Genomic DNA, 24,161 nt, shown 5'->3' on the forward strand with positions numbered 1-24,161 from the left:
TCATTTTTAAATCGATAATTTTGATTCAAACAGTGGACTAACAGGTTTATTCTCATGGATTCGTTTGATTGCTTCTCCCATCAATGCACTAACACTGATTTCGTCAATTTTTTCAGATTTACGATCTTCTGGCAAGAAAATTGAATCAGTAACTACTAAGTGCTCGATAGCTGAATCTTCGATCCGTTGCAAAGCAGGTCCTGATAAAACAGGATGAGTACATGAAGCATAAACACTTTTTGCACCAGCTTGTTTTAATGCGTTCGCTGCTAGAGTAATTGTTCCGGCCGTATCGATCATGTCGTCGATCAAGACACACGTTTTGCCTTCTACGTGACCAATGATATTCATTACTTCAGCAACATTTGCTTTTGGACGTCGTTTATCAATGATCGCAATTGGTGATTTCAAGAATTCTGCTAATTTACGCGCACGAGTCACTCCGCCGTGGTCTGGTGAAACGACTACAACGTCATCTCCTTGAATATCTCTTTCCAAGAAATAATTAGCAATCAATGGTGCACCCATCAAGTGATCTACAGGAATATCAAAAAAACCTTGGATTTGTGAAGCATGTAGATCTAAGGTAACCATACGATTTGCGCCAGCTTTTTCGATCATGTTCGCCACCAATTTAGCAGTGATTGGTTCGCGGGAACGAGCTTTACGGTCTTGTCTCGCATAACCATAGTAAGGCATCACTACATTGATTGTTTTCGCACTTGCACGTTTCAAGGCATCAATCATGATCAGTAGCTCCATTAGGTTATCGTTTACTGGACTGCTTGTGGATTGAATAACATAGACATGTGAACCACGGATACTTTCTTCAATGTTAACTTGAATCTCGCCATCGCTAAATTGGTTCACTGAACACTTACCTAATTCCACACCTACTGCAGCTGCGATTTTTTCAGCTAACGGACGATTAGAATTCAGCGAAAAAATCTTCAATCTTGGATCAAAATAATGATTTGACATGAGAACCTCCACTTTCTTTGCGTTCATCTGGCAAAAAGACTACTAGTTCACCAGAATCTTCTTCCTAGTAAATAGTAGTCATTTTTGCTAAATAAATCAAGTCATTTCGCAGTTTCTTCATTCAAATAAGGCAATTTTTTTGCATAGCCTTCTTTGTTTTCCTGCCTTGCTCGGGCAATCGCCATGCTATGTTTAGGAATATCTTTTGTGATTGTAGAGCCAGCAGCGATCATGGTTTCTTCCTCAATCTGCAATGGCGCCACTAAATTCGAACCAGAGCCGATAAAACAATTGTCTCCGACAACTGTCTTGAATTTATTTTTGCCATCATAATTTACAAAGACGACGCCGCAACCAACATTGATATTTTTCCCTAGCGTTGCATCTCCGACATAAGAGAGATGCCCTACTTTTGTTCCCTCACCGATCGTTGCATTTTTTATTTCTACGAAATTACCAATATGGGCTCTTTCTTTAATGTCTGCTTTTGGACGCAGATGTGCATTTGGTCCGACATCTGCCCCGTTGTAGATTCGACTTTCTTCCACCACAGATGCCTTGATCGTTACATCATCACCGATTTGACTGTCTATGATTTGAGAAGATGCAGTGATGACACAGTCTTCACCAATTTTCGTTGCACCTTTGATGACGACACCAGCTTCAATCAGTGTGTCTGCTCCAATTTCCACGCCATCATCAATATAAGTAGTATCAGGGTCAATCAATGTCACACCATTGCGCATATGCTGCTGATTGATACGCTTGCGCATCAAACGATTCGCTTCTGCCAGCGCTAATCGATCATTGACTCCTAACGACTCATTGAAATCATCCGTTTGATAAGCAGCTACAATCTTCCCTTCTGCTTTCAAGATCTCAATAATATCTGTTAGATAATATTCCCCTTGTGCATTATCGGTATCTAATTTTGCCAATGCATCAAATAATAATTCATTGTCAAAACAATACGTTCCCGTATTGATTTCTTGGATCATCGCCTCTTCCACAGAGGCATCTTTTTGTTCCACGATTTTTTCTACGACACCCATTTGATTGCGTACAATCCGACCATATCCGGTCGGATCTTCAGCTTGCGCAGTTAAAATCGTTGCTGAGGCTTTTTGTTCCTGATGGAACTCAAAAAGATTATTCAATGTCTCAGTCGTTAACAAAGGGGTGTCTCCACTGATTACTAACGTTGTTCCCCGTTTTTCTCTTAAGAAAGGCTCTGCTTGAACAACTGCATGGCCAGTTCCTAACTGTTCTGCTTGTAAAGCATACTCACTGCGGTCCCCTAATTGTTGCTTGACCATTTCTGCTCCATGTCCGACGATTGTTACGATTGCATCAGGTTCTGTCTCCACTACGCGATTCATGATATGTTCTACCATAGGTTTTCCGCAAACGGGATGCAAAACCTTGTATAACTTGGATTTCATTCTAGTACCTTTGCCTGCGGCAAGTATAATTGCAAAACGTGATTCCACGTGTTCCACTCCTATCGATTCCGACTGATTGATTTCTGTATATGTCCAGTTTAGCCCAACTAAGGATGGTTTTCAATATATAAGGAAAAACACAACTAGACCAATTAAAAAAGACTGATTCAAAATCAGTCTTTTGTTTCAAAATAATTCCCCGGCACGACCGAGATCGTTTTCGTCTGAGTATCAACGTCTTCAACAAACAGCAGCGAACTATAATCAGAAATAGCACGTTTTCCTTTGAATTTAGCTTCCGCAAAAACCGTTATGCCAACAAGTTCAGCTTCAAATTCTTCGATCAAGCTCTTCATACCGTTCACAGTGCCGCCGCCTTTCATAAAGTCATCTACGACTAAGACTTTGGAACCGCGTTTTAAGCTACGCTTTGATAATTCCATTTTCTCGATTCGTTCAGATGACCCAGAAACATAGTTCACGCTGACTGTTGACCCTTCCGTAATTTTAGAATCTCGCCGAACGATCACAAAGGGAACATTTAAATAATAAGATACCGCTTGTGCGATTGGCACTCCTTTAGTAGCAACAGTCATGACTGCATCAATTTGTTTATCCAGATACTTCGAAGCAATGATACGGCCTACTTGCCGCAGTAGCTCAGGTTCTCCAAGCAAATCCGAGAGATAAACGTAACCACCAGGCAGCAGTCGATCTTGCTCAGAAAGGCGTTCCGCTAACCCTTCAACATAGGCATAGGCTTCTTCTTTTGAAATCTCAGGCACAAAAAAAACACCGCCAGCTGCACCTGGAATTGTATCGAGAGTTCCCGTACCACGTTCTTTGAAGGTCTTTTTGATAATCGCTAGATCTTCACTGATCGATGATTTAGCAGAAGCATAGCGTTTTGAAAAAAATGACAATGAAATCAATTCATGCGGATGATTCAATAAATAATGTGTCATATCTATCAATCGTTCACTTCGACGAATTTTCACACATGCCCACTCCTTTAATTTATTCGTCTTATTATAAGGCTTTTTGCGTATAAATGCGAGCATTATCTTGAAAATCTAAAGAATTGTTCGCTTTTCATTCAATCAAAGAAAAAAAGAAACGAAAAATTTTCGTTTCTTATCGTTTTAACCGTTGTTTTCGTTGGAAAAGAATGACAATACGCTTGACCACATTGATGACTAAAAACAAACCGATAAATACTAATGTGATCGTAGCGCCTGGAGGTGTATCGAGATAAAAAGAGCTAGTCAATCCCGACAGCATACCGAATAGACCAATCAAGACACTGATCAAAATCACCGCATTAAAACTCTTGCCTAAACGCATACTGATTGCAGCTGGCAATACCATAATCGCAGAAATCAGTAACGCACCAGCGATGGGAATCATCATAGCGATAGCAATCCCTGTCAAAACATTAAAAAGCATCGACATTATCCGCACTGGCAAACGGTCTACATGAGCCGTATCCTCGTCAAAAGTCAGGACATACATCGGACGTTTGAATAGAAAGAAGAGAACGAATACAGCTAAAAATAAAAAGCCTAGAAACCAAACTTGATCCTGAGTAATGGTCACGATGGAACCAAAGAGATAGGATTGGATACTGGTCGCTGAGTTTCCTCCACTCAGATTCATAAGGACCAATGCTAATGCCAAACCGCCTGACATCAAAATCGCAATTGAGATCTCTGAATAACTCCGATAAAGTGTTCGTAAATATTCCAAAATGACCGCGGCGATGATTACGATTAATAAGGTCGTGAGATCTGGATTCAAATTAAGAAAAAAGCCTAATGCTACACCAGCTAATGAAACATGTGAGAGTGTATCGGCCATCAAAGACTGTCTTCGGATCACAAGAAACACACCTAGCATCGGTGCGATTCCGGCAATAAAAATTGCAGCCAAAAAAGCACGCCTCATGAATTCATATGAAAGCAACGCCATGGTGAATCCTCCTTTCGAACCAACCGAATTTGTCGATCCGCATACTCCTTAATATCTTCGTGATCGTGGGTGATCATCAAAATCGATTTCCCATGATCGTGTGCATTGTGACGCAGTAATTCATAAAATAAATTTCGTGATTGCTCATCCATCCCTGTCGTTGGTTCATCCAAAATAAATAAATCTGGATTAGTCGCAAAGATACGTGCTAAACTGATTCGCTGTTTTTGCCCTCCGGACAGTTCACCAATCCGTTTTTTGCGCATTTCCCACATACCTACTGCATCCAATGCTCGCCGAACATGTTCATGATCCCGCTTTGTCAGCTTCTTAAACCATCGGTCTTTCGGATAACGGCCAGATTGGACCAATTCTAAGACTGTACTTGGAAAGCCTACATTGAACGAGGCAATCTGTTGTGGAATATAGCCTACACTTAGCTTTTGTCCTTCTCTGTTTTTGGTAGCCAGTATTACTTCTCCCTTTGATGGTTTCAACAACCCTAATGTTGCTTTAATCAAGGTAGATTTTGCAGCCCCATTTTCTCCTGTTAGAATGACGAATTCCCCATCTTCAACAAAATAAGAGATATCCTCTAATACAGGCTCATCATCATAATAAAACGTTAGTCCTTTTACATCGATATAACGCACAGATGTGCCTCCTTACTTGATACTTTTTTGTAAAGCTTGCAGATTTTCCTTCATTACTGTGAGATATGTTTCTCCATCACTAATCTGTTTTTCCGTCAAACTTTCTAACGGATTCAATACAGCCAATTCAACCCCAGTCTCATTCGCTAAAGTTTCCGCGACTTTAGAAGAAGCATTTTCTTCAAAATAGATAACTTTGACTTGATGATCCTCAACATATTCTTTTAGCTCTGCTAACCGACTAGGAGTTGGTTCTTGATCTGGAGATAATCCAGCAATCGATTCTTGGACTAGATCATATTGTTTTGCCAAATATCCAAAAGCGGCATGTTGTGTGACAAATGTTCGATTGACCGCATCTTTCAAAGCAGCAGTGTACTCTTGATCCAATGCGTTCAATTGCTCAATATAAGCAGCGGCATTCTTTTTAAATGTAGCTGCTTTCGTTGGAAATTTCTCGCTTAACTGATCTCGAATCGTTTCAACTTCTTTGATTGCCATTACTGGATCTGTCCACACATGCGGATCTAATTCATGGGTATGGGCGTCTGTCCCATGTTCTGCTTCTGCTTCCGTTTCTCCATGGTCTTCATTTTCAGCTAAATCAATCTCTTTGGCCGCTTCGATCACAACTGTTTTGTCAGTATCGATCGAATCTGTCATTGTTGGCACCCATGTTTCCAATTCCGGACTATTGTACACAAAAGCATCTGCATCCATAATTTTTGCCATATCTTTCGCACTAGGTTCATAATCATGGGGTTCTGTGCCCGCCGGTATAAGCAAAGATACTTTACCTGTATCTCCAACAACCTCTTTGGTAAACTCATACATTGGATAAAAAGTCGTAATAACCTGCAAATCCTGACTTTCTTCTGCGACTTGTTCTGATCCTTTTCCGCAAGCCCCTAATAAAACAGTACTGGTAAGCAAAAATAGAGCTAGTAATTTTTTCATGATGATTCCTCTTTTCTTATTAAAACGGAACTAATCCGATTTATCAGCAAAAATTACTCTACCAAAGGAAACCTCATTCGTCAAGACAAATCGTATGTTTTCCGATTTAGAGCGTTCCTCTGCCAGTAAATCGGAAAACATGGGAAAATTGATTCATATATCCGCTAAGCAAAAAACAGATGTCACATTTTTTGAATGTGTGCATCTGCTTTTTAATTTGTCCTTTTGTTTCCTACTATTTTAATGTGCGAACTAGATAAACCTCTTCACAAAAACCTTTTAAAGCATTATACACTCGCTGAGCCCGTGAGTATTTCTGGCACAAGGCAAAAACAGTCGGTCCACTTCCAGTCATCAGTGCCACATCCGCACCATATTTCATCATTCGTTCCTTGATTTGTTGTACGACTGGATGCTTAGGAATCGTGATCGATTCCAAACTATTTCCCATTGCAGCAATCATTCGTTGATAATCTTCAGCAAGAATTGCATCAGAAAGTTCTTGAATATCTGGATGATGCAACTGATCTAGATCAACTTCTTGAAAAATTTTACCTGTTGAAACACTTAGTCGGGGCTTGACTAAGACCACCCAGCACTGCGGCATCGGGCGCAACGGCGTGACTTTCTCTCCTTTACCAGAGATGAACGCAGTCGTTCCATAAATGCAATAAGGGACATCAGTACCTACTTCCATTCCTATATCGATCAATTCCGGCATCGTCAGACCTAATTGCCATAAGCGGTCCATCCCCCTTAGCGCTGCTGCACAATCTGTACTGCCACCGCCAAGGCCTGCTGCTACAGGGATATTTTTCGTGATCCGAATCAAGATACCTTTATTGATACCATAGCGTTTTTTGACAATACTGGCTGCTTGATATACATTATTGCGTTTATCGATCGGCAAGAAGGCCTTATTGGTTTCGATAATGATTTTATCTTCTTCTAGCTCTTCCATTATCAGACGGTCGGCTAGATCAACACTGGACATCACCATTTCCAATTCATGGTAACCGTCTGCTCGCTTACCCAAAACATCAAGTCCTAGATTTATCTTAGCAGGCGCTTTTTCAATAATTTCCATCTTATTCACCCAATCATCTGATAGTTAACTAGTTCTATCATAGCAGATTCTTTAGAGATAGTTGAGATATTTCTCCTGTTTTTGATCTTTATCAGCTTTTGGGTTGCTCTTTGAAATCGTTCCTCGTAAAATAAGAGTAACAAATTTGATCAAGAAGGCAGGGGAAATTATGGCAAATCTAATTCCTAGAGATCTACCTGGTGGAGAAGAACTATTAGGCAAATTGATGAACAGTTTCTGGCAAGAACGACAAATGAATACAGATATTAAAGAATATGAAGATCATTATGTAGTCAAAGCTGATCTTCCTGGTATAAAAAAAGAAAATATCCGTGTTAGTTTCGTGAATGATACTCTAACAATTTCTGCTTCCCAAATTGAAGAAAGCGAAGAGAAAGATGATCTTGGTCACTACTTGCGTAAAGAACGATCTAGCAGTGCTTATCAACGTGCATTCACTATACCTGACATTGATGAAGAAGCGATCAAAGCACGGTTCGAAGATGGTGTCCTTTCCTTGAATTTACCAAAGGCAAGTTACAAAGACGCGCCAGGTAAGCATATTCCAATCGAATAATTGAATTATCGCAAAAAGTAAAAAAGACTTCAGAAATATCAGTTTCTGAAGTCTTTTTTGTTGTATTTCTACCTTGCCTTACCAGTTTGACGATAAGCTTGTCGAGTTGTTGCTGTGGGTATTTCTTCTTTTTTGACATAAAGCTTCAAACTATAAGGTTCATGATATTTTACATCATTTTTGACAAAATCTCCGCCAGTAATGAACAACCCAACTGGTTCCAAAGCTTTTTCCCCGTTCCAATAAATACGGCCAATTGTTGTTAAGTCACTATAGCTCGTACCAATTTGCAACGAGTATTCAGAATCTGACCGTTGTTTGACAAAGTAGTAGGGATAAAGGGTATTTTTAGGAATCACAAATCCTTGTGCGATAGCATTCGTTGCTAATTCATCTTTTGAAATGAGTTTCTGTAAATAGTCAGCCAATACCAGTTGATAGTCTTCTTCAAAATCAATCACTGCTTTCTCTGTTGATAAACGATCGATTTGTGTGGTGCTAATTTTTTCTCCTTCAATATTGAATACTTCATCAGGTAAATACTTCACAAAAAGCTGAGTAATATCTACCTTAAGATTTTTATCAAAAAAGTAATAAAAAATATTTAGAACCCAGAAATAGAGCAACACGCAGAATCCTATCCCGTATAAAGCCATCTGTAAATAATTTTGATTGAGATAGAGACCATAAACAATACGCAGAATATAAGCCGTTGGAATCAAACTAAGTAATGTATAGGCCCGATTCAAGTATTTAGGACTAATATCCAGATAACCTAAGAACTTATGAATCCCATTGATCATATCTAATAAAAAAGTCATTTATTCACCTACTCATTTTCTTGATCCTCATTGATGACTGCTTCTTGGTCAGCCGCATTCTGATCCTGACTTGACGGCGTCGTTTCCTCGCTTTGCCCGTTCTCTGAAGAAGGGACATCTGTAGCTGGTGGTGTAGAGCTATCCTCTATCGAAGATGAAGGAACAGTTCGCTGATTATTTGTTGTGGAAGATGTAGTGCCTCCATGATCTTCAGCTGATGTTGAAGGTTCTGTGCTTTCAGACACAGGTTGACTGTCTACCGATTGCGAGTGACTAACATCGCTGGTTTCGGTCGTTTCAGTAATCTCAGTCGAGTGACTAGTTCCATTTGACTGCCGATAGCTACTGGAATTCACAACACCAGTTGCAGTAGCGATGATGGTTGAAATGGTCAAGAGAGCAATTGGTTTCAAAATAGGAGGTACTTTTCGCATAATTTTCCATCCTTGTCTTGATTCTTATCTTTTTTGCACTCATTGAGTACTTACTTTCTTTATAGTTCTTTCCTTGGAAATGGTCAAGACTACGAAGGATTAACGGAACAGATTTAAAAAAAAGTAAAAATGTTTTCGGTTACAAACAAAAACTAGCTTCTGCTAGGCTCTAAATAAGAAATTCGTAAAACTTTTGTACAGAACGAGTTAACGCAGAGTGATAATCCACTATCAGCTCTTTTAATAAGATCGATTCTTGTAGCTCAAATGGCTCAGTCAATTCTAAAGTGATCCGAGCACCGTCGATGAAATAAGCATAGGACAGTTCATCATCAGACAATTCGGCTAGTTGATTGCTCCACTCTTCGAAGAATTTCTCCGCGAGCACATCTCCAACTTCCTCAAGAACAGGTTGGAGAGTCTCTTCTACTTGATAAAAAGGTCGTGACAAAATAGATGCCGTTGTCTTTGAGTGGGTTGTATTTTGAAAATCCAAATAAAGCAAGTCAATGTAGTCTTCTTCTTCACCTGTTTCTTCCAGCCATAGAATGCCTTGCTTGACCAATGAGACACATGTAGATTCTACTTCCTTTGATAATTCTATAGTAGCATCTTTGAACCTCAGATTCTTTTCGACTATTTGCTCTTCACCCATAAATTGCAAGACAGCTTTTTCAAAAACGAGCGGCTCATCTGTAATAAATAATTGAATTGTTGCCATTTTTTTCTCTCTTTCTTTTTTATCTAATTTATTTTTGCTCTAAACAGATTATTTGTCAGCGGTATGAATCTTCGTTAGCATAGAAATTGAAGATGAATAAAAGCTAATTTTTAAGGAGGAGATTTGATGAGTAAAATTGCCACTATCATTACCGATCTAGTTGAAGATATTGAAGTAACCTCACCAAAAGAAGCACTGGAAAATGCTGGACATGAAGTTGTCATTATCAGTAATGAAGGCGTGGACACTGTCACAGGAAAAAAAGGAACCACTTTTGCAGTTGACGCGTCTATTGATACAATCAATTTTTCCGATTTTGATGCTTTGTTGATTCCTGGTGGCTTTTCTCCAGACCAATTACGTACAGATGAACGCTATGTCACTTTGACCAAAGAGTTTCTGACATCTGAAAAACCAGTTTTTGCTATCTGTCATGGACCTCAACTCTTTATTCAAACCGGATTGACAAAAGAATTAACATTGACTGGCTATGATTCCATTCGTCCAGATTTAACATATGCAGGTGCTACTGTCAAAGATGAGCCTGTGGTGATTGACGACACGCATCATTTGATCACTAGTCGTAATCCTGATGATTTGGATGCATTTAATCAAGCCATTACAACAGCACTTGAAGGCAACAAATAAAGCCTAAATTTTAAACGAAGAACTCACAAATAGGGTGTACGAATATCGTACCCCCTATTTTTCTATCCTTTAGCGATTTTACCTGCTGTTTTTGTTCGCAAGTTCTTTTAATTAATATTTCTATTCATCCATAGAAATGTCAAAACCATCAAATGTCTCACCATCATAATATTTAAGTAATTCATCGAGTGATAGCAAAGAAGAAGTCATCTCCTCTTCTTCCGTTTGTTGGTGTTTTTCCCAATAGATCTGATAGGCTTCCGCCAATTGTCGATAGACATCTTTCCGTGAACCACCTTCTGCCTGCAGCATTGGCAATTCTCGAATAAACGCACTATAACAAGGACGACCATCTTGCCAACTGATAGGTAATTCAATCACATGTAGTTGGGCTTCTTCAAACCATCTCTCCATCCCGATCCCTCATTTCTCCCTTTATTATCACGTGAATGATTCAGAAGGTCAAACTTCCTGTCAAAATAGACTAAAAAACACTGGCTACCGATGGCTTATCCATGATTTGGAATAGCAATCGGCAGCCAATGATCATGCAGCTACATAAGCATATTTTTCAATGTTTTGTTTGATCTTCTCAATGATTCTCTGATCCTCTACACCTGTGACTTCTGTGATCACTTGAGAAAGATTAGCTGCTTCCAATAACTCTCTCAATTGTTGACTTTGCTCGTCCTCAGGATCATGATAGTTGAAAATCATACCAATCGTTTCATAGAGATGGAACGGTTGCACATTTCTCATTTGCAATTCAAGGACGGGGCGGATAAATCGTTCTTGTGCGCTTAATTTTCGCAAAGGGGTGCGGGCTACTCGAGCAATAGCATCCGAAATGTAGTTATTTTTGAATCGTTGAATAATTTTTTCAATATACTGTTCATGTTCATCAGGATCAAAATCCCATTTGGCGACTAAAAGTTGACCAGTTTCTTCTAGAACGGATTTCAGCTGAATCACAACTAGATGGTCACGCATGGCTTCATCGATGGTCTCATAGCCTTGTAGAGCTCCTGTATAAGCTACTGTAGCATGACCTGTGTTCACACTAAACAATTTACGCTCGATATAAGGTTTCAGATCTGGTACGTATTGTACGCCTTGTAGACGAAGCACTGATTTCATTGCTGTTTCTTGAACTACCCACTCACAAAATGGTTCTACTTGAACCAACAAAGGATCATCATGTTGTTGCATCGGAACAATGCGATCCACTGCTGCATCTGGAAAACCAACACTATTCTCCAGGTAAGCGAGTTGTTGGCTATACTTTTCTACTTCCTCTTTTAGAAAAGTGGATCCACCGATCATATTTTCGCAAGCGATGACATCAATTGCTTGCTCCTTTTTCTTGATTGCTCGCTGATCCAGCCCTTTTGCAATGAGCGGTGCAATGCGAGGCAATACTGCAGGACCAATGGCAGTGGTTAAAATATCGGCTTCGACAATTGCTTGAACAACCGCATCCGGTTCTTTTGCGTTATTGATTCCTGTCACGTGTTCAATAAAAATCTGTTCGCGGTTCTCATCTGCTAATTCAATTGTATAGGATTTACGTTGCTGAAGCGCAGCAATAATCGTTTCATTTACATCAACAAAGGTTATTTCAAAACCGTTTGCTGCCAAAATCTCTCCGATAAACCCTCGACCAATATTCCCTGCACCAAAATGAACTGCTCTCATCTTTTTCCCCTCCTATGCCACTGTTAGATTAGCGGCGACTTCTTCTTTGCTCAAAGCATCCGCTAATTCGACCACATTATCGATATCGCTACAGAAGAGAGCGATTTGTTGTACCAACTGCAAATGATCTTCACCTATTCCAGCAATGCCAAATAATACCGTAACGATTTTTTCATCCTCATCTGTCCCGAAATTTACGCCTTCAGGCACTTGAACAATGCAGATACCAGATTTTTTGACATATTTTTTTGCTTCATCTGTCCCGTGTGGTATAGCTATGAAATTCCCCATGTAGACAGATAACATTGCATCTCGTTCGATCATAGCGTTGACGTATTCCGGATCAACATATCCGGCCTCAACAAGTTTTTTCCCACAATAACGAATCGCTTCTTCTTTGTTCGCAAACTGTTGATTCAGCTCAATCATTTCTTTTTCTAATAGTTTCATTTTTCTTCCTCCTTAAAGAGCTTCTTTAAGTGTTGTGATTACACGCTGGTAGTTTGACGTTCGCATCAAATTGCTGACAGATAGATGGACTGCATCTGGTGCTAGCGACCGCGCTTGCTTTGTCAGCTCTTCTTTGGTAATTACCAATGATGAAGCATCCGCTTTTAGATTATCGATATGAACCTTTTTAAGTGATAATGAGAGAGATTCTTTCGCTAATAAGTCTTGAAAAACCTTTCTCGCCATGGTCGCTGAGCCTTCACGATCGTCATGGGCAAGAATAACTTCATGAATGCCCTTTAATTCCTCTAGAGGCAGTGGCTTATAATTTACTGCTTTCGTTTTTTTCTCTTCCTCAACTCCTGAGCCTGACAATGTGGCCACGATCTCATTATATTTAGGAGAATTCAAAAAATTTTCTACAGCAACAAATGTTGCATTTGGTGCTTTTAATTTTGCCCGCTCTTGTAACTCTTTTTGTGTCACAATCAATGTATGCGCATCATCTGTCAGATTATTGATTGCTTGATTAGTGACTTGTTGAGCCAAACCAGCATCTTTAACTTTCTTACGCAAAATGGAAGCCCCCATTGCACTTGAACCCATACCAGCATCGCAGGCAAAAATAATCTTCTGAATGCCTGTTAACGATTCTAGAGCCACTCCTTTTGAACGCTGTTTTGCTTGGTGTATTTCCTGTACCTTCTCATCAAAATTATCTACAGTGTCTTTGGCATCGGCTTTTAGAATTGCTGCCGCCACAAGAAACGATATGGTTGCTCCAACAGCAATCCCTGCTAAAACAGAGACGACACTCATCACCGAATTCAACGGTGTCATCGCTAAAATAGCAATAATCGAACCTGGAGAAGCTGGTGCCCTTAAACCTGCACCTAATAATTGAAAAGTGAAACTCCCAGAAACACCTCCTGCAATAACAGCTAAAAACATTAATGGCTTCATCATCACATATGGGAAATAGATTTCATGAATACCACCTATAAAGTGGATAATGATTGCTCCTGGAGCAGATGATTTTGCCGCGCCTTTGCCAAAGAAAGTGAATGCTAATAAAACACCTAATCCAGGCCCTGGGTTTGCCTCTAATAAATATAGAATTGATTTACCAAACTCGCTTACTTGTTCCGTACCTAATGGAGTCAGAATTCCGTGATTGATGGCATTATTCAAAAATAGGATTTTGGCAGGTTCAATAAAAATATTTGCTAATGGAATCAGATGTGCATTGACAATCACTGCAACGCCTGCTGCCATTACTTCTGTCAATGTGTTTACAACAGGTCCAATGACAACAAAGCCTAACAGAGCCAAAGCAAAACCTAGAAGACCCGCAGAAAAATTATTGACTAGCATCTCAAAGCCTGCCCGCACTTTATCTTGAAAAAATTCATCGAACTTCTTAATCGTATATCCGCCTAATGGCCCCATAATCATTGCACCTAAAAGCATTGGGATGTCTGTTCCCACAATGACCCCCATTGTAGCGATTGCCCCAACAACTGCGCCCCGATCTCCAGCAATTACTTTCCCGCCCGTGTATCCAATCAGTATCGGGATTAGATAAGTCAGCATCGGACCGACCATTGAAGCAAAGGATTCATTTGGCAGATAGCCATCTGGAATAAAGAGAGCCGTTAACACGCCCCATGCAATCAATGCGCCAATATTGGGCATTACCATACTCGACAATGTACTACCTAGTTTTTGGACCCTCGACTTTAAAGACGCATTCCTGTCTGCTTGTACTTGTTCCATCTTCATTCTCCTCCCAACTTGTTTTTACACCTTGATTGTAGGCGCTTTCCGAAAGCTTCGAAAGTCGTACTTTGTCACAGGAAACTGTGCCAAAATTTGTCTCTTATCTACAAAAAAAAGCCATGCATAATGCATGACTAATCAATAAATGCCCTTTTCTACTCTTCTAGCGATAGTATTTTTTGGATTTCCTCTATTGTAGCGGCGTCGCTTAATAGTTTTACATTTTGGATATCTGAACAAAAAAAAGCAATTTCTTGCAAGCATGACAACTGCTTTTCTTTGAGAACAACCACAAACAGAATCGTAGTAACCTTTGATTCTTTTGCATCGCCAAAATCGACACCGTCTGGTACTTGAACAAGACAAATCCCTTCTTCATTAATCCATTTGTCTGCCTCTTCTTCTCCGTGAGGCAAGGCTACAAAGTTTCCTATATAAACACCATATTTTTTGTGTCGCTGAATTAAACTGTTTATATACTGAGGTTGAACCATTTTTTGGTCTACTAAGAATGTACCTATCTCATGCAATGCTTCTTCTGCACTTTGGAATCGCTGATCTAACAAAATATGTGTTGCTGGAATATCCACTATTTTCTCCTCCCCATTATTGTTTGATTTCTTCAATCAAAAGCGTAGCAAGCAATTGATAAATGATGGAAAAATTTCCTGAATTAAATATTTCTGTATTGAGATCATTCATAATGATGGAACCGCTAATCCTCCCTAAGATTTTACTGCTTTGCTCATCGATTGGATAAGGAGCGAGCATAACTAACAAGCGAGTTACGTTAATCTCTTGTTTATCCATCGCATAAAGTGATAGTCCTTGTGATAAATCAAAGATTTTGAAAACTGGTTGCAAAATTTCTGTACTTGACGCATGAAAAAGGGCAAAGTGAGTCTTCGGTATTCCAACAGGGGCTTGTAAATAGCGCTTCACTAATTTATTGGCTACTTTTTTTCTGTCTTGCACTAACGCTTTGGAAAAATGTTTCATCACTTCAGATAATGTTTCTTCTAAGTTGGGGCCATTGTCAATCGTTTGAAGAGTAAACAATTCTAATAAGCGGTTAATCTCCTCAATAAATGCTAGAACATCTTCATAGGTATCTTCCCTAGTAGAAACTGGCGTAGGTATTGCATGAGAAAGTCTCTTTTTCTGACTAAGCAGACGAAATTCTTCTTTTAGTTCCTGAATGTCTTCTTCCAATAAAATAGGAGATACTAGCTTATATTTTCCTCGATAACCTGGCAACAAAGATGTGGAAATCACCAAGTCGTAGTTGCCCTCAATTTTATCCTGTTCGATATCCCCCACACGGAAAAAAGTAATTTTATTGATAAATGGAAATTGCTTTCTTAGCTGCATCTCTAACAAACTAATTGAAGCCAGTCCGCTTGGTGATACACCTGCAATATTGACTTCCATCACTTTAGGATTCTTTTCTAATGAGTTTGCGAAGTGCAATACCATATAGGCAATTTCTTCTGTTGAAAACTGCTGTTGTGGGAAAACAAGCGGTAAGCTTAAACGGATTGCTTCTGCAATTTCCTCATATTGTTTCATTATTTTTTCTAAAATTGGATTGTTTAGATGGTTCTCTTCCAAAATCGCTCGGGTCATTACCCCAGAAATATGTGTTAGCAACATTTTATATAAAATTTCATCTTCAAAAAAATCAACCTCAGTGTGCTGGCTAATCAGTTCGATCAACCGTTTTACCTGATATGCCAAAGTTGTATCAAAATTCTCTTCAAAAAAATCGCGGTCAAAAGAATTAGAAAAATCCCCTAATAAAATCGCAAAAAAAACTATTTCATTAACCGAATACAACCGCTTCGTTTGTTCAGCAACTTGAGCAAAAATCTGTTTAGCTACCTTTAGCAAATCTTTGTTGATTTGACTTGGATAACTTTCTTCCTCTACTGAGAATCCTGTTGCTACTCGCTCCATGGCTAAAGCAAGCATAATACCAATAAAAGCCAACTTGCGATCACTTAACTCAGGATATTTAGATTCAACCACTTCTCTTATAAGATCTTGCGCTAAAATCAAGTACTGTTTTTCAATAAACTCAAATAAAAAATGCGCCGTTTGTTCTGCTTCAGGAAAATGAAAAAACTGGTATTCATTTATTTCCATCATCAACGTATTCGCTGCTACTAAACGTCGATGTTTTTCTGGTCCTTTGAGCTCATATCCTTGATTACGGACAATTGTCAACGGAAGGCGCGCCAAACTTTCTTCTAATTGTTTAATATCAGAAAAAAAAGTAGTATTACTGATTTGATAGAGCTCTAAAAAACGATGGCTACTAATCGGCTTAGCAGTAGTTGCTAATTGCAGCAAAATCCTATGTTGTCGCTCTATTGACGCAAACTCTTGGGATGGATCAGACATAATTGCTTCTTGCAGCTGAGTGATACTATTCCCGACAATGACTCGAAAATGTCCACGACCTTCTTTTTCTAAGGATGCCCCTACAGTACGTAACGAATTCTCTAAATTGGCTAATTCGCGGTAGACAGTCCGCTTACTTACTTTCAAAAGCTGCATCATTCGGTCCATAGAAACAGGACCGTTACTGTTCATTAGCTCAGTCAACAAAATAGTTTCACGCTTAGTCAAGAACATAGGCGACTCCTTCTGTCATCAATTGACGATATTTGGAAGTTGTCACTAAATCATCGACAACTAAGTGGGTGACATTTGTTAATGCAGCCATTTGCTGAAAATCTTTTTGAACGATATATAATGCCTCTGGATTAAACTGGGTTGTCTCAATATCTTCTTTCTTTACCTCAATAGGTATGGCTAATTCATTGGCAATTTTACGAACGATTGCAACAGCCATCGTTTGAGCGCCTCTTTTCTTGCCTTCATACAAAAAAATCAATGTTGGGATTTTTTCCCCAACTTTAAAAGAAACATTTGCTACCGTTTCTTGCTCTTGCTTTAAAAGTTTAACTAGTGTTTCATACTCTGATTCCGCTAAAAAGTTACTCAAGAAGTAATGTTGTGCTTGAGGTGTCTTTGTTTGAGCTAAAGCACCAAGCCCTGATTGGGTAATAACTAAAAGATCTTCTCCATCCTTCAACTGATAAATTGAATTATAATCGACAGGTATGGAAATGGCTGCTTCTTCTAAATGTTTAATTAATAAACTTGCCCCAATTGCGCTAGATCCCATCCCTGCGTCGCATGCAACGATAATTCTCTTTACTTTATCCATACATATTGTTCCTTCCGTACTTTTTTCATTCACTGAGTGATAGGTCAAAACAAAATAGGCAACAAAAAAAGAAACAAGCGTGCTTACCAATACTCCAGCTAATACGCCTGACCACATGTGATTTGGCGTATTTGTTAAGATAGCCAAAATAGAACCTGGTGAAGCCGGTGATCGTAAGCCAACTTTACTCAATTGAAAAATAAATGTACCAGTAGCTCCACCTAAAATCGGTGCGATAATCAATAATGGGTTCATTAAAATAAATGGGAAATAAACTTCATGAATACCTCCTATTGCTTGCACAAATGCAGCAGCAGTCGCCCCATTTCTTGCTTTTTTAGAACCATACCTCATACATGCAAACAAGACGCCTAAACCAGGACCAGGATTGGCTTCAAGCAGAAATAAAATCGACGTTCCATGAATACTGGCGCCTTCAACACCCAACGGCGTAAATAGACCATGATTGATAATATTATTAAAAAAAAGAACCTTTAGTGGCTCCAGAAAAAGATGAATAGCAGGAAATAAATTCTGCTTGAGAAAAAAATCAACTAAATGATAACTTTGTTGACTAAGCTGATCGAGCAAAGGGCCAAATACAAAAAAGTTACATAAAAATAGAAGACCTCCAATTAAGCCTGCAGAAAAATTACGAAAGAGCATCTCATAGCCAGTCTTTACTTTTCGAGAAAAGATATGATCAAAGAATCGAAGCATACCACCCGTTAGCGGACCGATAATCATTGCTCCAAAAACTTGTGGAAATTGAGAGGTTAAAATCATCCCTAAAATTGCAATTGCTCCTGAAACTCCACCTCTTGTTGGTTCAACCATTTTTCCGCCAGTGTAAGCAAGCAATATTGGTAAGAGAAAATGTAAAATAGCTTCTTCTGACTTGATCAACCCCCCCTGATCCGCATGTAGTACGGGTACGGCAAACGCAATGACTGCCCATGCAATAAAAATACTTACATTTGGCATCATCATATCAGAAAAATAATGAGTATAGAGTTTTAAAAATTGAATTGTTTGTCCTCTGTCTTTTATTCCCTTCATCCTCCTCACCTACCTAACACTAGTATAATTTGGTTTTCTCTAAAAAGGAATAACCATAGATTATGCTTCCTCCTTTTGAATGTACCAAAAAAGCTGACGAAAAACGTCAGCTCAAGTTATTGCCTTATTTTTACCATTTTTTATTTAATTAACACGCACAGCAAAACTTGGTGCGTAATAAGAGTAGCTGCTAACTGAAACGCTTTGTCCAGTGGTAGGTGCATGAATGTATTGTCCCCCACCAAGTGCAATAGCCACGTGGTGCGTACTTCCGCGCGATCCCCAAAATAATAGGTCACCAGCTTTTGCTTCATTGATTGAGATAACCGTGCCAGAATACTCTTGATCATAGGTCACACGAGGTAATGAAATTCCTACTTTTGCAAACACATATTGAGTAAAACCAGAACAATCGAATCCGTTCGGTGTCGTTCCGCCCCAGACATATGGTGTACCAAGATATTTCATTGCTTCTGAAACAATTGCTGACCCGTTTACAGATTGTGAAGGAACGTTTGTATTGTTTTCTTGTTTATTTTCAGGCTTATTTACAATTGTTTCTTGTTTTGGTGTATCATTTTCTACTGAGTCACTTGTTCCGGTACTGTTAGTACTGGAAGATTCATTTGTTGAGCTTGATTCATTTGAGCTTGACTCATACGACGAAGTTGATTCGCCTGTTTTTGTTGTACTACTTGTGCTTGATTCGGCTTGCGCAGCTTCTTCACGTTCTCGAGCTGATTTTGCCGCTTCTTTTGCGGCAGCAATTCGTGCCTGTTCAGCCTGATAGCTTTCCTTTTGTTTTTCTAGGTCGGCTTTTTCATCTTCTTTAGATGATTGTTGCAAAGCAAGATCTGCTTGCAAAACATTCAAGTCTGCTTGCTTCGATTGAAGTGCTCCTACTTGTTTCTCAAGTTCAAGTTGATTTGCTTCAATTTCTTTTAGTTTTTTATCATTTTCATTTTTTTTCGTTTTAACCGTTTCTTGATCCGCTTTTTGTTGTTGAACCAATTCGTTATTAGCACTAACAATCGTCGTCATAGCTTGAACGCGACCGATAGCATCCGTTAAAGAATCTGCTTCAAGAACGGCATCGATAAAATTGGTGCTTTGTCCATTCACTTGGACATCTCTTGCTTGTTCTTGAATCGCTTTTTCCCGTTTTTCAATACGAACATTCAAGTCGTCGATTTCTTTTTGTAATTTTTCTGAATCAGCATGTAAAGTAGATTGTTGCGTCAATAATGCTTCAGCTTTTTCATTGATAGCTGCAACATCATTTTCCAATGCTTTGATTTGTGCTTGAGCATCAGCTTGTTGATTTTTTAGGTTACTGATTTCTTGATCTTTTTGTTCGATTTTGCTATCAAAGTCGTCTGCCGCGACAAGTGTTGGTGCTACAACTGAAGTAAGCGCAATGGAACTCACTAATATTACTGATAGAATACGTTTTTTCACCCTTCATTCCTCCGCCTGACTTTTCATTGAAAGTTTAAGTTAATTTTAAAATATATAAGAATATCTAAAGTCTTTTTACGATAAAGCGATTGTAACATAGATACATGTCAAGCAGATAAAAAGAATGTTACAAACAGATTTCAAATAATCTACCAGATTCGATACAAAACATAACAAAAAAATGAAGCTATTCTTCTTTGAATAGCTTCATGAATGGAATAACTAAAATAACAAATAAAATAATATTTAATAGCAGTGTCGGTGCTAAGAAACGAGAGACAAAAAATGAAGTATTGACTGTTGCTATTTTAAATAACAACTGTATCCCCAAAGTTACCATTTCAAGACCCGTAACGAAAATAATCATTCCAAAAAACATGGTGAATATGTTTTGGTATAGCGTTTTATTTAAAATATACATGATCCACACAATCATCGGGAATGCGACAGCATAAATACCAATTATGCCAATATAGTAAAGATCATACAAGCATCCAATGATCAATGCGGTTATAATCAAGTAGTTTTTAGGCAAATATCTGGCACTACATAGGAAGGCAATCAATAGTAAATGTGCACTCGCTATATAATTATCTTGCGTCCAGCGCTCAAGTAAACGGGTTAATTGTCCATCTAACAACATCATCAAGAAAAAAAATGCTCCGGCAAAGTACTTTAAATACGTATTTTTTTTCATGCCTATTTGTCACCCGCCAAACGTTTGATAATAGTAACTGCTTGAATATCATACATTTGTGCATAAGGTTTTACATATACTTTTGTATCTAATCCAAATTCATCTTTGGTGGTACTAACAACTGTCCCAACAGCAAGGTCGGCTGGAGAATTCCCTCCTAATCCCGAGGTTTGTACAACATCGCCTTCTTTCAATTGTGTACTTCCAGTCAATTGACTGATAACCAAGGACTTCTCTTTTTGATCATAACTACTTAGAATTCCAAAAGTTTCGCCGTCTTTCCCGCTGATTCGAACAGGAAAATGATTTGAATTTTGATTTTCAGAAGTCAACAATTCGATTTTTGAAGATGCTGCATTCACTTCAATCACACGCCCAATCAAACCTTTTTGGGACATAACCGCCATATTTACTTCGACACCATCTTTCGTGCCACGATCCACAACAAGCATGTCTTGCCATGTATCTGGTGAACGATTAATAACATTGGCAGTAATTTTTTCATAGTTAGTCAATGTTTCGTTTAACTCAAGCTCTTCTTTCAATGATTCGATTTCTCGCTTGTAATTTTCATTTGATCGAGCAATCTCATCATAACTATCGATTTTCTCTTTTAAACGTTCGTTTTCTTCATACGTGACAAAAAGTTTCTTTACAGAGTTTGCACCGGTTTCGATCCACCGTACTGGAGCTGTAATCACCTTGTCCACGATACCAATCGTGTCGTTGACTGCCGATTGCACAAAACTGGATGAATTCCCAACTGCTCTTCTAGCAATCGTCACACTCAACACAGAAACAACTAAAATCACAATAATTAACGTGATTATGATATTTTTATTAGGATTAAACTTTTTCACAAAGACACCTCAATGAGTTCCAAACTGATAGCCTTTATTTTACCACTAAAACGATGTAAACAAAAGTTAAGTTGTACGTCTTAATGCTTTTTTTGTAATTAGCTTTCTGAAATTTTCAAAAATAAAAAAAGAGACTTGACTGTCTCTTAATCTTTGCTTTGAATAACAGCAATAATTCCCGTTTCAAATATAAAGGATGCTTCATCCGTTATGAATTCATTACTAGCAAATGATGTAGGATGTTCAACCTTCACATTTTCCAATAGGTATTTGCTTTCCATTAATGAAAGATTGTCAATGGGAGTCAGACAACAATATGCCAGATATTTCATGCCCTTTTCTTTACGTACGGAATACTTCCCTGGCAAAAAGAACCGAATGACATTTTGCTTATCTAATAGACTAATATTATGAGCGAAAGGCTGAAACCGTTTCTCCAGTACAATCCATAAATTTGCTAAAAAATGATCGATTCTTCCACCAGTTGCACCGATAATATCAATCTTTGCATTGGGAAAATGCTCAATAGCCATCAATAATGCGAGTTGCGTATCCGTATCGTCTTTTTCTGCCGGAGCTTGAAAAAAATTTTTTGCATTCTGTCGCACTCGTTCTCTTTCTTCAGAAGAAAGAGAGTCAAAATCACCAATCGCAAAATCTAAAGGCAAATCCTCCTCAAGCAGATAAAATGATCCCCGATCAATACCAATGTATTTATCATACTTCTTTAGAGACGGCCAAGTTTGCTTTTTGCCACCTGCAACTAGAAGAATATTCATTTATTACAACACTTCTTTCAATGCTTTGATTTGATCAGCAGGACTGTCCGCGTCATAGATGTAGCTACCAGCAACAAACACATTGGCACCAGCTTCTAAACAGATCCGAGCTGTTTTTGGAACGATTCCACCATCTACTTCGATATCATAGTGATACCCATTTTTCTCTTTCAATTGTGCTAGTTCCTTGATTTTAGCAACTGTTTCTTCGATAAAAGATTGTCCACCGAATCCAGGGTTCACAGTCATTACCAATACTTGATCACACATGGATAGTACATGTTGAATAGCGGCTACTGGCGTACCAGGGTTGATAACAATTTCCGCCTTTACATTTTCATTTAAAATCATTTGAATTGCGCGATGAATGTGGGGAGTAGCTTCGGCATGAACTCCAATTATATCGGCACCAGCTTCGGCAAACGCATGAATATAATTTTCTGGTTGAGTAATCATCAAATGAACATCCAGTGGCAACTTAGTTATCGGACGAATAGCTTTGACAACATTTGGTCCTAAAGTAATATTAGGAACAAATTGGCCATCCATTACATCTATATGGATGTAATCCGCGCCGTTTTTTTCTACAAGTTCAATGTCCCGTTGCAGATTCGCAAAATCCGCACTTAAAATTGATGGTGCTAGTTTAATCATATTCGTTTCCCTCACTTATTTTTCTTTTTATAAATTGGACGACGATTTTCAATCTCCTCTAAAAATTGAACATAGTTTTTATACCGGGTAAGTGCAACTGTTTGCTGTTCAACTGCTTCTTTTACAGCACAATTTGGCTCATTTAAATGCATACACTCACGAAAACGACATTGGTGTGCCAATGCTAAAAATTCTGGAAACTGTTTGGGCAATTGTCCACTATCGATTTCCAAAAAATCGATTGAGCTGAATCCAGGGGTATCAGCCACTAACCCATCATATAATGTCAATAATTCTACATGTCGCGTTGTATGTTTCCCTCGACCTAATGACTCAGAAATTTCGGCCGTTTCCAAATCTAGCTCTGGGACTATTCGGTTAAGCAATGTGGATTTTCCTGCGCCAGATTGTCCCATAAAAACTGTCAGTCGTTCCGGGAAAATTCTTTGTAACTCCAGAAGATCGCTATTATCTGCTTTTGAAACAATGACTTGGTAACCAATTTGTTGGTACAAAGCGGCAATTTTTTGAACCTCACTTTGATCACTCACTAAGTCTGTTTTACTCAAAAAGATAATTGGTTCAATCTCTTTATACTCCAGTGTAACTAAAAACCGATCTAATAGATTAAATGAGAAATTAGGCTGGATCAAACTTGTCACCACTACACCTTGATCCACATTGGCCACTGGTGGACGTATCAATTCATTTTTTCTCGGCAGTATCTCTAACAAGTATCCATCAGTTGGATTACTACTTTCAAAAATAACTTCATCCCCAACAAGCGGCGTGATTTTTCTGTTTCTGAAGTTTCCTCTTGCTCGAGTTTGAAAGATAGTATCTTCAGACTCTACATAATAGAATCCACTAAGAGCTTTGATTATTTGTCCTTTCAAAAATTCTCCTCCTCATTTCTTTTTATTGTAACATATTTATAACTCATGAATAAATTTCTCACCAATAAAAAAAGCCTGAAGAAGACTCTTCAGACAAAAAATCGGGAAGACAGGATTCGAACCTGCGACCCCTTGGTCCCAAACCAAGTGCTCTACCAAGCTGAGCTACTTCCCGATAATAGATATTAAAAAAATAAAAAGACTACGCGCCCAAGAGGAGTCGAACCCCTAACCTTTTGATCCGTAGTCAAACACTCTATCCAATTGAGCTATGGGCGCATATTAAGAAATGCCGAGGACCGGAATCGAA

25 protein-coding genes and 3 tRNA genes (1 of these 28 running past the window's edge) are annotated in these 24,161 nt (G+C 38.7%); 2 read left to right on the forward strand and 26 right to left on the reverse strand.

Annotated features, from left to right (window positions below; translation table 11 throughout):
• Positions 1–6 precede the first annotated feature (6 nt).
• The 7 genes from EGX73_RS05300 to ispE all read right to left on the reverse strand — a co-directional run bounded on the left by EGX73_RS05300 (position 7) and on the right by ispE (position 7,088).
• Positions 7–981, reverse strand: coding sequence for a ribose-phosphate diphosphokinase (locus EGX73_RS05300; RefSeq protein ID WP_003128833.1), 975 nt, complete (start codon positions 979–981; stop codon positions 7–9).
• 101 nt (positions 982–1,082) lie between these two features.
• The gene (glmU, locus tag EGX73_RS05305; protein ID WP_003128832.1) at positions 1,083–2,471 is read right to left on the reverse strand and encodes a bifunctional UDP-N-acetylglucosamine diphosphorylase/glucosamine-1-phosphate N-acetyltransferase GlmU; all 1,389 of its coding nucleotides are present in this window, start codon (positions 2,469–2,471) and stop codon (positions 1,083–1,085) included.
• A 125-nt stretch (positions 2,472–2,596) separates the two neighbouring features.
• Entirely contained in the window at positions 2,597–3,421 is an 825-nt protein-coding gene (gene purR / locus EGX73_RS05310) for a pur operon repressor (protein ID WP_003128831.1), read from the reverse strand.
• 136 nt (positions 3,422–3,557) lie between these two features.
• The gene (locus EGX73_RS05315) at positions 3,558–4,391 is read right to left on the reverse strand and encodes a metal ABC transporter permease (protein ID WP_003128830.1); all 834 of its coding nucleotides are present in this window, start codon (positions 4,389–4,391) and stop codon (positions 3,558–3,560) included.
• The gene (locus EGX73_RS05320) at positions 4,364–5,044 is read right to left on the reverse strand and encodes a metal ABC transporter ATP-binding protein (protein ID WP_123866795.1); all 681 of its coding nucleotides are present in this window, start codon (positions 5,042–5,044) and stop codon (positions 4,364–4,366) included. Before EGX73_RS05320 ends, EGX73_RS05315 begins: the two co-directional genes overlap by 28 nt.
• A 12-nt stretch (positions 5,045–5,056) precedes the next feature.
• Complete coding sequence (locus EGX73_RS05325) at positions 5,057–6,001, reverse strand: metal ABC transporter substrate-binding protein (RefSeq protein WP_003128828.1); 945 nt, start codon at positions 5,999–6,001, stop codon at positions 5,057–5,059.
• 235 nt (positions 6,002–6,236) lie between these two features.
• Positions 6,237–7,088, reverse strand: a complete 852-nt coding sequence (gene ispE / locus EGX73_RS05330; RefSeq protein WP_003128827.1) for a 4-(cytidine 5'-diphospho)-2-C-methyl-D-erythritol kinase — start codon at positions 7,086–7,088, stop codon at positions 6,237–6,239.
• 169 nt (positions 7,089–7,257) lie between these two features.
• Between ispE and EGX73_RS05335 the strand changes: the two genes are divergently transcribed.
• Entirely contained in the window at positions 7,258–7,665 is a 408-nt protein-coding gene (locus tag EGX73_RS05335; RefSeq protein ID WP_005469744.1) for an Hsp20/alpha crystallin family protein, read from the forward strand.
• Between the two features lie 68 nt (positions 7,666–7,733).
• Here EGX73_RS05335 and EGX73_RS05340 read toward each other — a convergent pair whose 3' ends face one another.
• The 3 genes from EGX73_RS05340 to EGX73_RS05350 all read right to left on the reverse strand — a co-directional run bounded on the left by EGX73_RS05340 (position 7,734) and on the right by EGX73_RS05350 (position 9,641).
• A complete protein-coding gene (locus EGX73_RS05340; protein ID WP_005469742.1) occupies positions 7,734–8,486 on the reverse strand; it encodes a DUF6681 family protein in 753 nt (250 codons plus the stop codon).
• An 8-nt stretch (positions 8,487–8,494) separates the two neighbouring features.
• Complete coding sequence (locus EGX73_RS05345; RefSeq protein WP_003128822.1) at positions 8,495–8,920, reverse strand: hypothetical protein; 426 nt, start codon at positions 8,918–8,920, stop codon at positions 8,495–8,497.
• A 169-nt stretch (positions 8,921–9,089) separates the two neighbouring features.
• A complete protein-coding gene (locus EGX73_RS05350) occupies positions 9,090–9,641 on the reverse strand; it encodes a hypothetical protein (protein WP_005469738.1) in 552 nt (183 codons plus the stop codon).
• A 126-nt stretch (positions 9,642–9,767) separates the two neighbouring features.
• Between EGX73_RS05350 and EGX73_RS05355 the strand changes: the two genes are divergently transcribed.
• Positions 9,768–10,289, forward strand: a complete 522-nt coding sequence (locus EGX73_RS05355; protein ID WP_029487366.1) for a type 1 glutamine amidotransferase domain-containing protein — start codon at positions 9,768–9,770, stop codon at positions 10,287–10,289.
• 120 nt (positions 10,290–10,409) lie between these two features.
• Here EGX73_RS05355 and EGX73_RS05360 read toward each other — a convergent pair whose 3' ends face one another.
• The 16 genes from EGX73_RS05360 to EGX73_RS05435 form a co-directional block, all read right to left on the reverse strand.
• Positions 10,410–10,703, reverse strand: coding sequence for a hypothetical protein (locus EGX73_RS05360; protein WP_005469722.1), 294 nt, complete (start codon positions 10,701–10,703; stop codon positions 10,410–10,412).
• 132 nt (positions 10,704–10,835) lie between these two features.
• On the reverse strand, positions 10,836–11,984 hold the full coding sequence (locus tag EGX73_RS05365; RefSeq protein WP_003128816.1) for a mannitol-1-phosphate 5-dehydrogenase: 1,149 nt from the start codon (positions 11,982–11,984) through the stop codon (positions 10,836–10,838).
• Positions 11,985–11,996: 12 nt separating this feature from the next.
• Positions 11,997–12,434: a PTS sugar transporter subunit IIA gene (locus EGX73_RS05370; protein ID WP_003128815.1), complete on the reverse strand. Its 438-nt coding sequence runs from the start codon at positions 12,432–12,434 to the stop codon at positions 11,997–11,999.
• A gap of 12 nt (positions 12,435–12,446) precedes the next feature.
• Entirely contained in the window at positions 12,447–14,210 is a 1,764-nt protein-coding gene (locus EGX73_RS05375; protein ID WP_021150857.1) for a PTS mannitol transporter subunit IICBA, read from the reverse strand.
• Between the two features lie 158 nt (positions 14,211–14,368).
• Positions 14,369–14,806 (reverse strand): PTS sugar transporter subunit IIA, encoded by a 438-nt coding sequence (locus EGX73_RS05380; protein ID WP_029487365.1) that lies wholly within the window; start codon positions 14,804–14,806, stop codon positions 14,369–14,371.
• Between the two features lie 13 nt (positions 14,807–14,819).
• On the reverse strand, positions 14,820–16,850 hold the full coding sequence (locus EGX73_RS05385; RefSeq protein ID WP_005469717.1) for a BglG family transcription antiterminator: 2,031 nt from the start codon (positions 16,848–16,850) through the stop codon (positions 14,820–14,822).
• Positions 16,837–18,507, reverse strand: coding sequence for a PTS transporter subunit EIIC (locus EGX73_RS05390; protein ID WP_005469715.1), 1,671 nt, complete (start codon positions 18,505–18,507; stop codon positions 16,837–16,839). Before EGX73_RS05390 ends, EGX73_RS05385 begins: the two co-directional genes overlap by 14 nt.
• A gap of 144 nt (positions 18,508–18,651) precedes the next feature.
• Positions 18,652–19,965, reverse strand: coding sequence for an NlpC/P60 family protein (locus EGX73_RS05395; RefSeq protein ID WP_005469714.1), 1,314 nt, complete (start codon positions 19,963–19,965; stop codon positions 18,652–18,654).
• A 187-nt stretch (positions 19,966–20,152) separates the two neighbouring features.
• Entirely contained in the window at positions 20,153–20,662 is a 510-nt protein-coding gene (gene mreD / locus EGX73_RS05400; RefSeq protein WP_021150867.1) for a rod shape-determining protein MreD, read from the reverse strand.
• Between the two features lie 2 nt (positions 20,663–20,664).
• Positions 20,665–21,522, reverse strand: a complete 858-nt coding sequence (mreC, locus tag EGX73_RS05405) for a rod shape-determining protein MreC (RefSeq protein ID WP_005469711.1) — start codon at positions 21,520–21,522, stop codon at positions 20,665–20,667.
• A gap of 146 nt (positions 21,523–21,668) precedes the next feature.
• Positions 21,669–22,301 carry a thiamine diphosphokinase gene (locus EGX73_RS05410; protein WP_005469709.1) on the reverse strand — a complete coding sequence of 211 codons (633 nt, stop codon included), beginning with the start codon at positions 22,299–22,301 and terminating at the stop codon, positions 21,669–21,671.
• Positions 22,302–22,304: 3 nt separating this feature from the next.
• Positions 22,305–22,952, reverse strand: coding sequence for a ribulose-phosphate 3-epimerase (gene rpe, locus EGX73_RS05415; RefSeq protein ID WP_034707063.1), 648 nt, complete (start codon positions 22,950–22,952; stop codon positions 22,305–22,307).
• Positions 22,953–22,966: 14 nt separating this feature from the next.
• On the reverse strand, positions 22,967–23,851 hold the full coding sequence (gene rsgA, locus EGX73_RS05420) for a ribosome small subunit-dependent GTPase A (RefSeq protein WP_003128803.1): 885 nt from the start codon (positions 23,849–23,851) through the stop codon (positions 22,967–22,969).
• A 101-nt stretch (positions 23,852–23,952) separates the two neighbouring features.
• A tRNA-Pro gene (locus EGX73_RS05425) sits at positions 23,953–24,026 on the reverse strand.
• Positions 24,027–24,056: 30 nt separating this feature from the next.
• A tRNA-Arg gene (locus tag EGX73_RS05430) sits at positions 24,057–24,130 on the reverse strand.
• An 11-nt stretch (positions 24,131–24,141) separates the two neighbouring features.
• A tRNA-Leu gene (locus tag EGX73_RS05435) sits at positions 24,142–24,161 on the reverse strand; it runs 66 nt beyond the window's last position.

The sequence above is a fragment of the Enterococcus sp. FDAARGOS_553 genome, assembly GCF_003812305.1.
Classification (GTDB): Bacteria; Bacillota; Bacilli; order Lactobacillales; family Enterococcaceae; genus Enterococcus_D; species Enterococcus_D gallinarum.

Coding starts and splice junctions, on each gene's coding strand:
- EGX73_RS05370 (WP_003128815.1), bottom strand. CDS start 12,434: ATGAAACTATTAGAAAAAGAAATGATTGAGCTGAATCAACAGTTTGCG.
- EGX73_RS05325 (WP_003128828.1), bottom strand. CDS start 6,001: ATGAAAAAATTACTAGCTCTATTTTTGCTTACCAGTACTGTTTTATTA.
- EGX73_RS05390 (WP_005469715.1), bottom strand. CDS start 18,507: ATGAAGGGAATAAAAGACAGAGGACAAACAATTCAATTTTTAAAACTC.
- EGX73_RS05365 (WP_003128816.1), bottom strand. CDS start 11,984: ATGAGAGCAGTTCATTTTGGTGCAGGGAATATTGGTCGAGGGTTTATC.
- EGX73_RS05315 (WP_003128830.1), bottom strand. CDS start 4,391: ATGGCGTTGCTTTCATATGAATTCATGAGGCGTGCTTTTTTGGCTGCA.
- EGX73_RS05350 (WP_005469738.1), bottom strand. CDS start 9,641: ATGGCAACAATTCAATTATTTATTACAGATGAGCCGCTCGTTTTTGAA.
- EGX73_RS05345 (WP_003128822.1), bottom strand. CDS start 8,920: ATGCGAAAAGTACCTCCTATTTTGAAACCAATTGCTCTCTTGACCATT.
- EGX73_RS05410 (WP_005469709.1), bottom strand. CDS start 22,301: ATGAATATTCTTCTAGTTGCAGGTGGCAAAAAGCAAACTTGGCCGTCT.
- EGX73_RS05375 (WP_021150857.1), bottom strand. CDS start 14,210: ATGGAACAAGTACAAGCAGACAGGAATGCGTCTTTAAAGTCGAGGGTC.
- EGX73_RS05360 (WP_005469722.1), bottom strand. CDS start 10,703: ATGGAGAGATGGTTTGAAGAAGCCCAACTACATGTGATTGAATTACCT.
- EGX73_RS05300 (WP_003128833.1), bottom strand. CDS start 981: ATGTCAAATCATTATTTTGATCCAAGATTGAAGATTTTTTCGCTGAAT.
- EGX73_RS05385 (WP_005469717.1), bottom strand. CDS start 16,850: ATGTTCTTGACTAAGCGTGAAACTATTTTGTTGACTGAGCTAATGAAC.
- ispE (WP_003128827.1), bottom strand. CDS start 7,088: ATGGAAATTATTGAAAAAGCGCCTGCTAAGATAAATCTAGGACTTGAT.
- EGX73_RS05340 (WP_005469742.1), bottom strand. CDS start 8,486: ATGACTTTTTTATTAGATATGATCAATGGGATTCATAAGTTCTTAGGT.
- EGX73_RS05335 (WP_005469744.1), top strand. CDS start 7,258: ATGGCAAATCTAATTCCTAGAGATCTACCTGGTGGAGAAGAACTATTA.
- mreD (WP_021150867.1), bottom strand. CDS start 20,662: ATGAAAAAAAATACGTATTTAAAGTACTTTGCCGGAGCATTTTTTTTC.
- EGX73_RS05355 (WP_029487366.1), top strand. CDS start 9,768: ATGAGTAAAATTGCCACTATCATTACCGATCTAGTTGAAGATATTGAA.